At 67.9% G+C, this 13,221-nt stretch carries 17 protein-coding genes; 4 read left to right on the plus strand and 13 right to left on the minus strand.

What is annotated here, in order from left to right; translation table 11 throughout:
• Positions 1–142 precede the first annotated feature (142 nt).
• Complete coding sequence (locus B9A95_RS15350) at positions 143–352, minus strand: CopZ family metallochaperone (RefSeq protein WP_084048114.1); 210 nt, start codon at positions 350–352, stop codon at positions 143–145.
• 228 nt (positions 353–580) lie between these two features.
• On the minus strand, positions 581–790 hold the full coding sequence (locus B9A95_RS15355) for a hypothetical protein (protein ID WP_084048115.1): 210 nt from the start codon (positions 788–790) through the stop codon (positions 581–583).
• Positions 791–911: 121 nt separating this feature from the next.
• Here B9A95_RS15355 and B9A95_RS15360 point away from each other — a divergent pair, with 121 nt between their 5' ends.
• Complete coding sequence (locus B9A95_RS15360; RefSeq protein WP_084050755.1) at positions 912–2,090, plus strand: M20 family metallopeptidase; 1,179 nt, start codon at positions 912–914, stop codon at positions 2,088–2,090.
• 20 nt (positions 2,091–2,110) lie between these two features.
• On the opposite strand, the gene B9A95_RS15365 is transcribed toward B9A95_RS15360, so the two are convergent.
• Positions 2,111–2,488: a cupin domain-containing protein gene (locus tag B9A95_RS15365; protein ID WP_084048116.1), complete on the minus strand. Its 378-nt coding sequence runs from the start codon at positions 2,486–2,488 to the stop codon at positions 2,111–2,113.
• Positions 2,489–2,570: 82 nt separating this feature from the next.
• On the opposite strand from B9A95_RS15365, the gene B9A95_RS15370 reads away from it, so the two are divergent.
• Complete coding sequence (locus tag B9A95_RS15370) at positions 2,571–3,041, plus strand: MarR family winged helix-turn-helix transcriptional regulator (protein ID WP_084048117.1); 471 nt, start codon at positions 2,571–2,573, stop codon at positions 3,039–3,041.
• Positions 3,042–3,051: 10 nt separating this feature from the next.
• Here B9A95_RS15370 and B9A95_RS15375 read toward each other — a convergent pair whose 3' ends face one another.
• From B9A95_RS15375 to B9A95_RS15390, 4 genes are all read right to left on the minus strand, one after another.
• Complete coding sequence (locus B9A95_RS15375) at positions 3,052–3,516, minus strand: SRPBCC family protein (RefSeq protein ID WP_084048118.1); 465 nt, start codon at positions 3,514–3,516, stop codon at positions 3,052–3,054.
• Between the two features lie 170 nt (positions 3,517–3,686).
• Positions 3,687–4,382, minus strand: a complete 696-nt coding sequence (locus tag B9A95_RS15380) for a CHAD domain-containing protein (RefSeq protein WP_245808322.1) — start codon at positions 4,380–4,382, stop codon at positions 3,687–3,689.
• A gap of 26 nt (positions 4,383–4,408) precedes the next feature.
• Positions 4,409–5,233, minus strand: coding sequence for a metallophosphoesterase (locus B9A95_RS15385; RefSeq protein ID WP_084048120.1), 825 nt, complete (start codon positions 5,231–5,233; stop codon positions 4,409–4,411).
• A 1-nt stretch (position 5,234) separates the two neighbouring features.
• Positions 5,235–5,516, minus strand: a complete 282-nt coding sequence (locus tag B9A95_RS15390; RefSeq protein ID WP_084050756.1) for a hypothetical protein — start codon at positions 5,514–5,516, stop codon at positions 5,235–5,237.
• A gap of 133 nt (positions 5,517–5,649) precedes the next feature.
• Between B9A95_RS15390 and B9A95_RS15395 the strand changes: the two genes are divergently transcribed.
• Entirely contained in the window at positions 5,650–6,552 is a 903-nt protein-coding gene (locus tag B9A95_RS15395) for a metallophosphoesterase (protein WP_084048121.1), read from the plus strand.
• Between the two features lie 121 nt (positions 6,553–6,673).
• Here B9A95_RS15395 and B9A95_RS35480 read toward each other — a convergent pair whose 3' ends face one another.
• The 6 genes from B9A95_RS35480 to B9A95_RS15415 form a co-directional block, all read right to left on the minus strand.
• Entirely contained in the window at positions 6,674–6,892 is a 219-nt protein-coding gene (locus B9A95_RS35480; protein WP_245808323.1) for an HD-GYP domain-containing protein, read from the minus strand.
• A 146-nt stretch (positions 6,893–7,038) separates the two neighbouring features.
• Entirely contained in the window at positions 7,039–7,464 is a 426-nt protein-coding gene (locus B9A95_RS35485; RefSeq protein ID WP_245808324.1) for a hypothetical protein, read from the minus strand.
• 450 nt (positions 7,465–7,914) lie between these two features.
• Entirely contained in the window at positions 7,915–9,159 is a 1,245-nt protein-coding gene (gene glyA, locus B9A95_RS15405; protein ID WP_084048122.1) for a serine hydroxymethyltransferase, read from the minus strand.
• A gap of 84 nt (positions 9,160–9,243) precedes the next feature.
• On the minus strand, positions 9,244–9,885 hold the full coding sequence (locus B9A95_RS32355) for a hypothetical protein (protein ID WP_139806819.1): 642 nt from the start codon (positions 9,883–9,885) through the stop codon (positions 9,244–9,246).
• A gap of 106 nt (positions 9,886–9,991) precedes the next feature.
• Positions 9,992–11,449, minus strand: a complete 1,458-nt coding sequence (locus B9A95_RS15410; RefSeq protein WP_084048123.1) for a potassium/proton antiporter — start codon at positions 11,447–11,449, stop codon at positions 9,992–9,994.
• Positions 11,450–11,691: 242 nt separating this feature from the next.
• Positions 11,692–13,047 carry a lamin tail domain-containing protein gene (locus B9A95_RS15415; RefSeq protein WP_084048124.1) on the minus strand — a complete coding sequence of 452 codons (1,356 nt, stop codon included), beginning with the start codon at positions 13,045–13,047 and terminating at the stop codon, positions 11,692–11,694.
• Here B9A95_RS15415 and B9A95_RS36320 point away from each other — a divergent pair.
• Complete coding sequence (locus tag B9A95_RS36320) at positions 13,046–13,177, plus strand: hypothetical protein (protein WP_281255874.1); 132 nt, start codon at positions 13,046–13,048, stop codon at positions 13,175–13,177. The two genes, B9A95_RS15415 and B9A95_RS36320, sit on opposite strands and share 2 nt — an antisense overlap.
• Positions 13,178–13,221: the final 44 nt, after the last annotated feature.

The raw sequence follows: 13,221 nt of genomic DNA on the forward strand, positions 1-13,221 counted from the left end.
GTGGTGGGCGATCACGCGCCCAGAAACGCCTGAGCGAAGGCCTGTCCTGGAGGTCCTTCAACCCGCTGGGAGGACGCAGGGAAGAGGGGCGATGTTCCGCGTGCCTGCCCATGTGCTTGTGTCCACCTGTCAGCGGCGCGACTCACCGCTGGTTTGCCACCGCCGCTCCGTACCCTTCCTCGGTCACGGCGGTGATCAGCGCCTGCGTCCCGGCATCGCCCTGCACAGTGGCCTTGCCGCCCTCCAGGTCCACCCGCACGCCCTGCACACCGGGCACGTCGCCCAGGGCCTTCTCAACGGCCTTCACGCAGTGGCCGCAGCTCATTCCGCTGATGTTCAGTTCCGTGGTCATGGGGTTAGGGTAGACCCGGGTGGAGGGGGGGTCAAGGCGAGGAGGGGTGAGGCCCCGGGAAAAGCAGAATTCCGAGCGCCTCACAAGGACTCCGGTTCATCCGTGATGAAGTCATGGGCCAACCCGAGCGGCGCAAGCAGGAAAAGTGGTCACGGAGAGGCGTGGAATCACCGGAGCGGATGATCTGGAATCCGTATCACGCCTCAAACCCTGTTTCCCAGGGCACCCCTACCAGCGCCTCGCGCCCTGCTTCTTCATCCGCTTCTGGGCTTGCCCCAGCAGGAAGTCGAAGGCGCGGTCGCGTTTTCGGGCCTTGGTGTATTTGCCACGTCTCTTGCCCTGGCTACGCCGCATCAGCGTCAGGAGTTCGAGGGCGATGGGCGCATACATCATCACCTTGCCGAGGGTGCCGCCGGACCTGCTGCGGGGAGTCTTCATACCCTGTATTACGACACGACGCGCGGGAAAGTTGCTGAGGGGCGGCTCAAGTTTCCCCCGCGGCCGGCGTGTGTCCAGTCTCACGGAGCGGCGGGTGGGCTCTGCGGCCTACACTGCGTTCATGACACAAACCGTGGACCCGGTGGCAGACCTGCGTGACCAGCTCGTGGCTTGGCGGCGGCACCTGCACATGAACCCCGAAGTCGGCTTCGAGGAGCACGAGACGGCGGCGTACATCGAGGCCGAGTTGCGGCGGATGCGGGGGCTGGAAGTCTCGCGGCCCACAGCCACCAGCGTCCTCGCGGTCTTGAAGGGCGCGCAGCCGGGCCGAACGCTGCTGCTGCGCGCCGACATCGACGCCCTGCCCATCGAGGAGGAGAACACCTTCGAGTTCCGCTCGCAAAAGCCCGGCAAGATGCACGCCTGTGGGCACGATGGGCACACCGCAATTTTGCTGGGCGTGGCGCGGCTGCTCTCGGCGCAGCGTGAGGCCGTACCGGGAGAGGTCCGCATGATCTTCCAGCATGCCGAGGAGATTGGGCCGGGCGGGGCCGAGGAACTCGTGATGAAAACGGACCTCATGAACGGCGTGGACGTCGTGACGGGCCTGCACCTCAACAGCCAGCTGCCCGCTGGGGTGGTCGCCGTCAAGCCGGGTGCCTTTATGGCCGCGCCCGACAGCCTGCACCTCACCATTCGCGGCAAGGGAGGGCACGGCGCGCACCCCGAGCAGACGGTGGACCCCATTGCCGTGGGCGCGCAGGTTGTGACCAACCTCCAGCACGTGGTCAGCCGTCACGTGGCCGCCCTCGACGCGCTGGTGGTGTCCATCACCTACTTCCAGAGCGGCACCACCCACAACGTCATTCCCGACACGGCTGTCCTGCAGGGCACGGTGCGGACCTTTGACCCGGAGCTGCGCCAGCGCGCTCCTCAACTGATCGAGCGTGTGATCAAGGGTGTGTGCGAGGCGCACGGCGCGACGTATGAACTGGGGTATGAGTTTGGCTACCGGCCCGTGATCAACACCGCCTGGGTGGCCGAGCGGCTGAGGGAGATCGCGGTGGAGACGGTGGGCCCCGAGCAGTATCAGGACGCCCAGCCAACGATGGGCGGCGAAGACTTCAGCGCTTACCTCGAAAAGGCTCCAGGCGCGTACTTCAACGTGGGTTCGGGCAGTGATGCGGAGGACAGCCGCTGGCCGCACCACCACCCCCGCTTCACCATTGACGAGGTGAGCCTGGAAACGGGCGTGCGGATGCTGCACGCCGCGGCGCTGCGGCTGACGCAGCCCGGCTGACGGTATGGAAAGGGGAGGTGTCAGGCGATCCAGCCTGGGCGCATCTCCTCTCCATCCTCTCGGAAAAACTGCATGCCGGTGGGCGAGACGATCAGCCACTCCGCGTCGGTGGAGCCGGTATTCACGATCTGGTGGGGTGTATGGGCCGGGACGATCAGCGTGTCCCCCGCGAGAAGTTCGCTCCGTTCTTCCCCGCTGCCCACCGTGACCCGGCCGGAGAGCAGCACGAGCACTTCCTCACGGCTCTGGGTATGGGTGGGGTTGAAGCCGCCGGGAACCTGCCGCTGGCGAATCACCGTAACCTCGCCCGCGCCCAGGCGGGGCGTCGCCAGGGGCGTGACCCGGTTGCCATTGGGGGTATCTACCGTATGTTGCTGCTTGGTACGAAGAATATGCATGGGAGCCTCCTGGCTGGCCTGCAGGCCGAACCACCCAAATGGTAAAGTAACCTGTCCAAATGGTCAAGGAGGTTGACCAAAAATGGAGAATGGACCCGATCCCGCTGCCCTTGAACAGGCCCGGCAGGCCCATGTGGGCCGCCGCCTGCACCGCGCGGCCCGCGCATACAACGTGCTGGCTCTCGAACAACTTCATGCGCGGGGGCATACGGCCCTGAGCCTGGCCCACACCAACCTGCTGCCCCACCTGGGGACGGAGGGCACGCGCATCGTCACGCTGGCCGAGCGGGCCGGGATGACGAAGCAGGCCGCCAGTCAGCTGGTAGGCGAACTGGAAACCTGCGGATACGTGGAACGCCGCCCCGATCCGGCAGACGGACGGGCCACCCGGATTCAGTTCACAGCTTCCGGCTGGCAGTACTTGCTCGACGCCCAGGAGGTCAAGCGGGCCATTGAGGCCGAGTACCGCGCCCGGCTGGGAGAGGATCTGTGGAACAACCTGAACGAGGCCCTGGAGCAGCTGAACGCGATGGACGGCGACGGGAACAGGTAGTGCCCTGGTTCTAGACCAGCATCACGCCCTGGGTCCGCAGCTGGTTGCCCATGTTGCGGAAGGTCTGACGAATCAGGCCCTGAAGGCGGCCGTCCAAGGAGCGTCCCCCAACTTTCGCCACCGGCCCGCTGAGGCTGGCTTCACCGTTCCAGTCCAGTCGGGTGGTGCCGCCGCCGTTGTCCACCACCGTGGCCCCAGCGTTCAGCTCCACATTGCTGCCCAGGCCGCCACCCCGCACCCGCACCCGCACGTGCTGGGCCGAGGCGTCGGGAAAGACCTCCACGCGCAGCTTGAACTTGCCGCGCAGCATCCCGACGCCCACCTGCACGCTCGCCTCGGCGGCTCCCTCGCCCCGCGCGTCCACGTCCTGCACGTGGGGCAGGCAGCGTGCCACCCGCGCCGCGTCGCACACAAAGGCCCACACCACGCCGGGGGGGGCCTGAATCTGTTCCTGTCCTGTCTGATTGAAGTTCATACTGCACCTCCTGAAAGCCGCTCTATTGTGCCGCACCGGTTCCCTGCCGAGGGGGTGCGGTTTTGCATTGAGGTGGCCTTCAGGGCCTTCGTGCAGAGGAACCGACCGGAACCCGTCTCGGGGAGTCCAGTCCAGGCCTGCTCCGGGATATTCGCGTTGGAGGTGCCCGTTTAGTCCCCGGACTGCACGGGGAAAAGACCCGTCAGCGCGGGAAACAGTTCGCGCACCCGTTCCTGCGCGGCGTGCCGGGCGGCCTCTTCCCGCGCGATCAACCGGGCCCGTTCGTAACGCAGCAGCGCCGGCTCAGCATGTAGCAGCGCGAGGACCAACTCGGCGTCCTGCAGACGTCCCAGCGCTTTAAGCACCTCGGTCAGGACGGGCGGCACCTGACCGAGCAGCTCCAGCGTGTAGCGGTAGCGCTTGAGCCGTTTTCGCCAGTCGTGCCACGCCTGGGGCTCGCCGCCGTTCAGCGCGGCCTGGCCCTGTTTCAGCAGGTGTCGCCCGTCCCGCTCGGCGAGGTGGCGGGCCTCTTTCCTCCAGCCGCTTTTCAGGTCGAAGCCGCGGGGCCGCTCGGGCCAGACGGTCTGTGCCAGCAGGCGGGAGCGGCGCTCGGCCCAGGTTTGATCGAAGTAGGCCAGGGTGCTGTCCTCGACCCCCAGTTCCGTCAGCGCCGCGCGCAGGTGTTCGCCCGTCACATCGTGGTCGCGCAGTGGCGCGGCGGCCCGGCGCAGGTCCCGCCACGCGCGGCGCTTGCGCCCCCCCGCGTCCGATACCCGCAGTTCGGCCTGGGCCCGTCGCGAGAGCTTCCTCGCCTCGTGAACCGCCACCTCGTCCCCGGCGCACAGCTCGTCCCAGGTTGCTTTCATTTCCCGTCCTACCCGGCTGCGTTTACTCATCGTTCTGGTCTCCCCAGGAGTGTAATGGTCCGCGCGGCCAGCGGCTCACCAAAGACCGCGTACCGGCGCGCCGCGCCCGGGTTGCCCGGGCCTTCCAGCACCGTGACCTCGGGGCGGCCCTGCACATTCACGGCCAGCAGTGCGAGTCGTCCGGTCTCATAGGTGCCCAGGTCCAGGTACACGTGCCGCCCGAGCCGGGTGGGCGTGCGCACTGGGGTGTGGCCATGGACGCTGTAGGTCACCCCCTCAGGCAGGGGAAAGGGACCGTCGAAGGGCCGCAGCCACAGCGCCGCCGATTCGGGCGAAGGGTATTGCGGGTGGCGCACAGGGGGACTGGCGTGCGAGACGAGCACGCTTGGGCCCTGCGGGGCCTCTGCGTGGATTTCTCCATCGGCCGTCACGTATACCACCCGGCGCAGGGCGTCGAGGTACTCGGCCAGCGCGGGGGGAAACTGCTCCAGCGTCAGTCCCTGCACCTCGCGGCGCACGCTCTCGCCGCCGTTGCCCATCCACCAGCGAAAGCCCTCCAATGCCTGCCGGTAGTGGGCCGGGTTCCCGGTCGCCGAATATTCGCGAAACCACTGCAACCCTTCTTGCGCCATGCGCTCGTGGTTGCCCATCAGCAGGGTGGCGCGGCCCTGACGTTGCAGCGAGAGCAGCAGCTCGGCGCAGCGGACGCTCTCGGGCCCGCGGTCGATGGCGTCGCCCAAGCTCAGCAGGTGCCCCTCGGGCCCGTAGCTGTCCTCAACGTGGGCCACAGCCTCGGCGAGCAGGTCTGCGCGGCCGTGCAGGTCCGGCACCACGATGACGGTTCGCGGCACGCTAACCCTCCCCACCCTCACCGGGCGCGTCCGGGCCAGGAGCATCCGAGAAGGCGAGCAGGGTCTGCTTGCTCCGCTCGCGCAGCAGGCGCGCGCCGCCTGGGTCCGGGGTAAAGGTCACGCCCGCCCCCGTCACCTCCACCCGGTAGGCCGCGCCGTCGCGCACTTCCGGCAGCCATTCGGCTGGAAGCTGATACGTGCGGCCCCGCGCGTCCTCCACGTCGGCCAGGCCCGCGTCCTCGTCCAGTACGTCCACCACCAGCACGTCTCCCGCCCAGGTCATGCGGGCAGTGTAGCCCGCACGCTGCGCAGAAGGCACAAGCGTGAAGGCGAAAGCCCCCCGCTCCCCGTACGGTTTCTCCCGCCTGCAACCTTTGCCGGACGGCCCCCTCACCCGCCTCCGCTACCCTGGGTGTATGAACGGCTCGCCTTCTTCCTCTTTCTCCTCCACGGCCCGGGTGACCCGGCGGCGGGTGTTGCGCGGCCTGCTGGGCGGCGGCCTGGGGGTGGGAGCCCTGGCCGGTGTCGGCGGCGCGCAGGCGTACCGCTTGACCACCGAGCGGGTCAGCGCCACCCTGCCGGGTCTGCGTTCGCCCCTGCGGGTCGCTTTTCTGACGGACCTGCACTACGGGCTCTACGTGTATGCGGGCAGCGTGCGGGCGTGGGTGGACGCCGTGAACGCCGAGCGGCCGGACTTGGTGCTGTTCGGCGGCGATTTTCTGGACCTGCCCTCGGGAGACGACCTGCCGCCGCCCCTGTTCGCCGAGCTGGCCCGGCTGAGCGCTCCGCTGGGCAAGTTCGGCGTGTGGGGCAACCACGATTACGACTCGTTCGGGCAGCAGGCCGTCCGCTGGCGTGGAGCGCAGCGGGATGACTGGCTGGTACGGCAGCAGGAGGCCGCCTCCGCCTTCGCGCAGGCGGGTGTGACCATCCTGCGAAACGAGGGCCGCTCCCTGCGGGAGGACCTGCACCTGGGTGGGGTGGACGACTACTGGCACGGGCAGATCGACGTCGGCGCGGCGCTGAAGGACGCGGGCGGGCGGCCGACGCTGCTCCTGAGCCACAATCCGGACCTGTTGCCGGACCTGCCTCGACCCGTGGGCCTGGTTCTGTGCGGCCATACCCACGGCGGACAGATTCGCCTGCCGCTTGTCGGAGCCATTCACGTGCCCAGCAAATACGGTCAGCGCTACGCGATGGGCTGGGTGCGCGGCGCGCACAACACCCCGGCCTACGTCAGCCGGGGTTTGGGCATGAGCGGCGTCCCCTTTCGCAACCTCTGCACGCCGGAGATCACGCTGCTGACGCTAAAGGGCTGAGACCCAGGGCTCACACCGCCGTGTCCGGGCGCTTCCCTCAACGGTCGCAGCAGCGTTTCCACCAGCAGTGGATCAAAGTGGCCGCCCTCGGCCTGGAGGTGGGCCGGGGTCTCAGCCTGGGTCAGGCACGCTTGTCGGCGCGTGCGCTCGTCAGCGCGTCATACACGTCACACACGGCGAGGATGCGCGCGGAAAGGGGAAGATGCGCACCGGACAGCTCCTGGGGATATCCCGCTCCGTCCCAGTGCCTGTGGTGGGCGGCGGTCACGTCCAGCGCTGCGGACGGCAGGAAAGGCAGCCGTGCGGCAAGGTGCAGGCCCTTGGCGACGTGCTTCTCCATGCGGGCGGCGGGGGTCAGGGGCTAATGCAACGTGGCGTCGGGAATGGCCATCTTCCCCGTGACGTGCAGCTGCGCGCCCCAGTGCAGGGCGCGCAGCTCGGACCCAGTCAGGTCCAGCGCCCGGTCCAGCCGCACTGCCATGGTTGTCACCCGGGGGTGTGGCCGCGCGCCTCTGCGTCCCCCTCCAGCGTCCGTCCCAGGGCACGCAGCCGCCCCTCGTGGGCGTCACGCTCGCATTTCTGGGCGGCGAGCAGGGTCAGCAGGCTGGTCGCTCTCCCCACCAGCCGCCCCTGCGGGTCGTGAACGGGAGCGGCGGTCAGGGCCAACACGCCCAGTTCGGTGCGGCGACGGCCGGGTGTCCTCGAAAAACAGCACCTCGTCTGCCCGCTGCCGCGCCCGGAGCAGCGGGCAGCTCCAGCGGCAGACCGTGGGGCACCGTGAGGGCTGCCCGCACGGAGGCGGTCGCTCAGGCCCTCCTCGACCAGCTGAAAATACCTGGCGCCCACCGCTGCCGTGCGTTCCACCAGGGTTTCCAGCACAGGCGGCATCGCGCCGCCCAGCCTTGCCGCCATCAGCTCCAGGCGGGTGAGTTGAGGCGTCCGGCCGTGGGCATTGGGCAGTGCCTGCCCCGCCTGAATGAGAACAGGCCCTCATTGCGCCGAGCCTGGAGCGTGTGTCAACGTGCGGACTTCTTTTTGACCGAGTCCGGCAAGCGAAATGCCCATGGGGGAGAATGGGGCGCCGTGAGGGCTGCCCTTCTATTCGCAGCGCCGCTCGGACAAAGCTCTTGGGTGAAAAACCTCCCATAGGATTTCCGGACCATCCGTTCCGGCCCGTCCGCTTCGGTGATTCCACACCGCTCCGTCGCCATTTTTCCTGCTCGCTCCGCTCGGCTTTATCAGTGATGAAATAACCGATGGGCCGGAATCCTTATCGGAAAGCTGGCGTAGAAGTGCGGAACCTGAAACCCCCCTTCAGCAACAAGCGGAAGGGAGGGGGGCTGAAAGCGCGGTGAACGGAATTTAGGGCAGCGGAAAGCCTGCCGCGAAGGCGTGTACTTCCGCCTTCACGTCCTCCCCCTTCAGGGCGCGGTCGATCAGGTCCGCGATTCTCGGCATGTCGGCCTCCACCATGCCGCGCGTGGTCACGGCGGGCGTGCCGATCCGGATGCCGCCCCCGTGCAGAATCTTCTCGGTGTCGTAGGGCAGCGTGGATTTGGAGATGGTGATGTGGTTGGCGTCCAGACGCTTGGTGGCCTTGGTGCCGTTCAGGCCCTGGGGCCGCAGGTCCAGCACGAAGAGGTGATTGTCGGTGCCGCCCGACACCACCCGGTAGCCCCGCTCCTGAAAAGCGGCGGCGAGGGCCTGCGCGTTCTTGATGATCTGCGCGGCGTACCCGCGGAACTCGGGCTTCAGCGCCTCACCGAAGGCCACGGCCTTGCCTGCGATGACGTGCTCCAGCGGCCCGCCCTGGTAGCCCGGAAAGACGGTCCGGTCCAGCCGCGCCCCGATCTCAGGGTCGTTCGACAGGATGATGCCGCCGCGCGGCCCACGCAGGGTCTTGTGGGTGGTCGAGGCCACCACATGCGCGTGCGGTAGCGCGTTGGGATGTACGCCCGCTGCGATCAATCCCGCGATGTGCGCGATGTCCGCAAACAGGATGGCCCCCACCTCGTCGGCCACCTGCCGGAAGGCCGCGAAATCGATGGTGCGGCTGTACGCGCTCGCGCCCGCAATGATCATCTTGGGCCTGTGCTCGTGGGCAAGGCGGCGCACCTCCTCCATGTGGATGAGTTCGGTTTCGGGGTTCACCTTATATCCCACGATGGTGTAGCGCAGGCCCGAAAAGTTGACCGGATTGCCGTGCGTCAGGTGTCCGCCGTGCGAGAGGTCCATACCCAGCACCACGTCGCCGGGCTCCAGGAGCGCGTTGTACACGGCCAGGTTGGCACTGGAGCCCGAGTGGGGCTGCACGTTGGCCCACTCGGCCCCGAACAGCTCTTTGACGCGCTCAATGGCGAGTTGCTCGACCCGGTCCACCACCTCGCAGCCGCCGTACCAGCGCTTGCCGGGGTAGCCTTCGGCGTACTTGTTCGTCAGCACGCTGCCCTGGGCTGCGCGCACCGCCGCCGAGGTGAAGTTTTCAGAGGCAATCAGTTCCAACCCCACGCGCTGGCGCTCGGCCTCCTGGGCAATCAGGTCAAAGATTTCGGGGTCATGGGCCGCCACGTCGGGGGCAGCGATGGGCTTCTCGGCGGCGCTCGTCATGGGGGTACGGTAACATCCGGGCGAGTGTGGGGCGGGGAGGTTGTCTCCGCAAAGGGGACGGGCGGAGGGCGAACGGTCTACGGCTCAGCCGTTTTGCGCTGGGCGCTCGCGCTCCACTGCTCCCGCCGTCCGGAGGACAAACGCCCGCACCTGGGCGGGGAGTGCAGGGTCTACAGCGTTGTCGGTGCGCGACTGCCCGGAACCCGTGACGAGGCTCCGCCACCATATGGGGGAACGTTCGCTCGGCCCAGGCCACCGCTTCCGCCTTGCTGCCCTGCCGCCCCATGCAGGGTCGGGAGCGCCCGGCACACCGTTTCGATGACGTGGGCGCTGTGGAAGCCGGGGCTGTGCCCTGCTGGCGTCCTCCGGAGTGCGGGCGAAGGCTTTCCAGTCGTTCAGGCGGTTCGTCACGTCGGCGCGCCTCTCTGCCGGGGGAGCCGGAGCGAAGAGGGTATGGGGAGGTGGTCCAGCGCGCGCGTCTCCACGCTCGCAAAGGGCCCAGCGTTCCAGCCGCCAGTTTCTCGCAGTGCAGCACCCATCCAGGGCTTTGCTCGGACCACGTGAGGGCGTGGGACGACGTTTCTGGGCCCTCACGTGGGTGGCGGAAGAGGAGCAGTGAGGTGATTTCTGCGCGTAGGGATTGCCCAGCCGGTCCAGTTCCCGGCGCAGCTCGGCCATGGGCCCGAACTCCCGCTCCGTCAGGGGTTCACAATCGCCCAGGGCCATGGAGCAGTGCACGGAACTGCCGATCCGTCTCCCAGCATGTGTCGCTGCCGCTCCACCAGGGTGTTCAGCAGGACCCCTTGGCGGATGCGGGCCACATACGGGCAGTCTACGTGTCCAGCCGCCGCCGCACCTCCCGCAACTCCTCTCCACCCGCCAGCACGAGCACGCTGTCGCCCGCCAGCAACTCGGTGGCCCCCTTGGGAATCAGGAACTCGCCCGCGCGGTGGATCAGGATCACCAGCGCTTCGGGAGGCAGGTGCAGGTCCACGATGCGCGCGCCGTCGGCGTCGCTGCCGGGACGGACTTCCACCTCCACCATTTCGTTCTTGTTGTGGCCGGTGGGCGTGTAGGTGATGGGGGAGGCCGTGCGGGTGGGCAGCTGCTCGCGAACGTTCAGCGTGCGGGCCACCAGCGTCAGCGTGGTGCCCTGAAGCAGCACGCTGGTCAGCACGATAAAGAAGACCACGTTAAAGAGGGTCTGCGCCTGGGGCACGTCCGCCAACAGTGGAAAGGTGGCCAGCACGATGGGTACCGCGCCCCGCAGTCCCACCCAGGCCACCATGCTCTTCTCGTTCAGGGGCATCCGCGCCCGCATGAGGCTGAGGTACACGCTCAGGGGCCGCGCCAGAAACACCAGCACCAGCGCGCAGGCGATGGCCAGCCCGGCACTGGGCAGCAGCTCGTGCGGGTTTACCAGCAGTCCCAGCGTGAGGAACATCGCCACCTGCATCAACCACGACAGCCCGTCGTGAAAGGCGATCAAACTGCGTTTGTGGATAAAGTCGGCGTTGCCCAGGATCACGCCCGCGATGTAGATTGCCAGAAAGCCGCTGCCCCCCGCCACCGCCGCCGCGCTGAAGATGGTCAGCGCCAGCGCGAGGCTGAGGACCGAGTACAGCCCCTCGAACTGCAGTTGCAGTCGGTTGAGGGTCCACAGCGCCGCCCGCCCGAGCGCCGCGCCGAACAGCGCGCCCAGCAGCATCTGCCGCAAGAACAGCGGCACGATCTCCCATACACCCATGTCCGGGTGCGCGATCAGTTCCAGAATCCCGATCGTCAGGAAGACGGCCATCGGATCGTTGCCGCCCGACTCGAACTCCAGCAGCGGCGTAATGTCGCCCTTGAGCCCCAGTGCCCGCTCGCGCAACACCGAGAAGACCGCCGAGGCGTCCGTGCTGCTTACCACTGCGCCCAGCAGCCAGGCCACCGGCCAGGCCCAGCCGAAGACCACATGCACGAACACAGCCATTACGCCGGCGGTCACGAGGACGCCCAGTGTGGCGAGGCTCAGCCCACGCTTCACCACCGGGCGCGTCTGGCCCCAGTGGGTCTCCAATCCACCCTGAAACAGGATGAAACACAGCGCCACGGTGCCCAGCACCTGCGCAAGCCGGTAGTCGCTGAACTCGATGCCCAGCCCGTCGGACCCGGCGAACATGCCCACGCCCAGAAACAGCAGCAGCCCCGGAATGCCCAGCCGCCCGCCCAGCCGGCTGACCACCAGGCTGACAAGCAGCAGGACTCCGGCGGCCAGCAGGTACAACTCGGCATGATGTCCTTCCACGCCCGCATGGTGTCACGGGGGGAGGGCGAACGGTCAAACCGTCTGACCGTCAAACAGCAAGAGGCTGCAGTTTCTCCGTGTGGTTGGGCGGTTTGACCGTTCACCCTTTGAACCAAAGAAGCCCCTTCTTTGCTCCGGCGTCCTTGCACCGCGGGGAAACTGGCCGAGTGAATTTCGATGAGCAGGCCCGAGGATAGGGGCCCACCTCGTTTGGAGGCCTGCTTCAGACGGCCGCACTACCGTTAAAGGTCGCCCGCCAGCCACCGCACCACGTTCTTGCCCAGATTGGCATTGCTGAGGTTGCCCCAGTTCTTGTACTGGCTGGTGGTGCCGTCGCTGAACGTGCCGTCGCTGAAGGTGCTCGTATCGCCCCAGGCGGCCACCCGGCCCGCGCCCACCGTGTTCACGCCCAGGTAGGTCTTGCCATTCGCGCCCATCACGCCCGTCCCCGAGCGCACGTCGATGCTGGTGCCCACATACACCCCCGCGCTCACCACGTCGTCGCCCGTGCCCGCACTTCCAATGACGACCGGGTGGGCGCTGCCTGTCGGCGTGGCGGTATACACCGGGTCACTGAAGCTGGAGCCGAAGGAGTGGTTCAGGCCGAACAGGGTGCCGCTGTCCAGGCTCCGCTGGTACGCGCTGCTCACGCTGGTGGGCGTGGAGCTGTCCCAGCCCCCGAACACTTCTGGACTGTCCCAGCCGTCGCTGTCACGGTCGGAGTCGCGGTGGTCGCTGACCATAAACAGCCCGCCGCCATTTTGCACAAACGACTGGATCGCCGCCCGCTCACTGTCCGAGAAGGGATTTTGCGGCTCGGCGATGACGACGACTTTCGCGCCGCCGAGTGCCGCGGAGGTGATGCCCGTGCCGGTCACCGCCTTTACGGTGTAGCCCAGGCCGCGCAGCGCATCCGCATAGTCGCTGTATGCGCCGTCGATGCGCCAGTCGGCATTTCCCGCGTCCTCACGCTTGGTCAGGTCAAACAGCACGGTCTTGCCCGTCGGCGTGCTCCCGCTCCCCGGGGCACCGTTGGGCGTGCCTGGGGTCGCCGCCTGCACCCGGAAGTCGGCGCTGTTGGCGTTCGTGTCCTGACCGTCCGGTACGCGGGCCAGGGCCGAACCCGCGCCCGTCGTCGGGGCGGGAGTCCCCTCGCCGCGTCCGCCCGAAGGGGTGCCGTAGGCCGCCGCGTCGATCACCGTGCCCGACTTAAGCAGGCGCAAGCTGCCGCTGCCGTTGTTGAGGTCTGCACCCGCGTTGACCAGGGTCCGGTTCAGCACGGTGCTGTCCTGCGCCACCACGTAGTACCCACTGGCCGGAATGGCGCCCGAAAGCGTGATGGTGCGGTACGCCGTGCCCGCCGTGTCATAGGCGGTCAGGGTGTAGCCGCTGAGAGCCAGTCCCGCGGGGCCCCGCAGTTCAATAAACATTCCGGCGTCGGTGCTCGGCGCGTCGTAGTACAGCTCATTCAGGACGGGTTCGCCTGCTGCCGCCTGGGCCGTCAGCCTGGTGGGCTGCCCGCTGGAAGGCACAGCGCCACATGACGCGAGGGTCAGGGAGAGTGTGAGCAGCACCGGGAGTCGGAGGGAGGACGCCATGCCCCTACCCTGCCAGCCGAGGTGTGATGGGCAGGTGATGGTGAGGGGCAGCGCCGGGGTCACCCTCGCCCGGCTCCGCCATCCCGCCGCCTTGACCCCCGCGCCCCCGCCCGTTACCCTGACCGCATGACTCCCCGGGCCGGTCTACTTTCGCCGTTTAACGGCTTTTGGGGC

Origin of the sequence: Deinococcus hopiensis KR-140, assembly GCF_900176165.1 — a bacterium.
Taxonomy (GTDB): Bacteria; Deinococcota; Deinococci; order Deinococcales; family Deinococcaceae; genus Deinococcus; species Deinococcus hopiensis.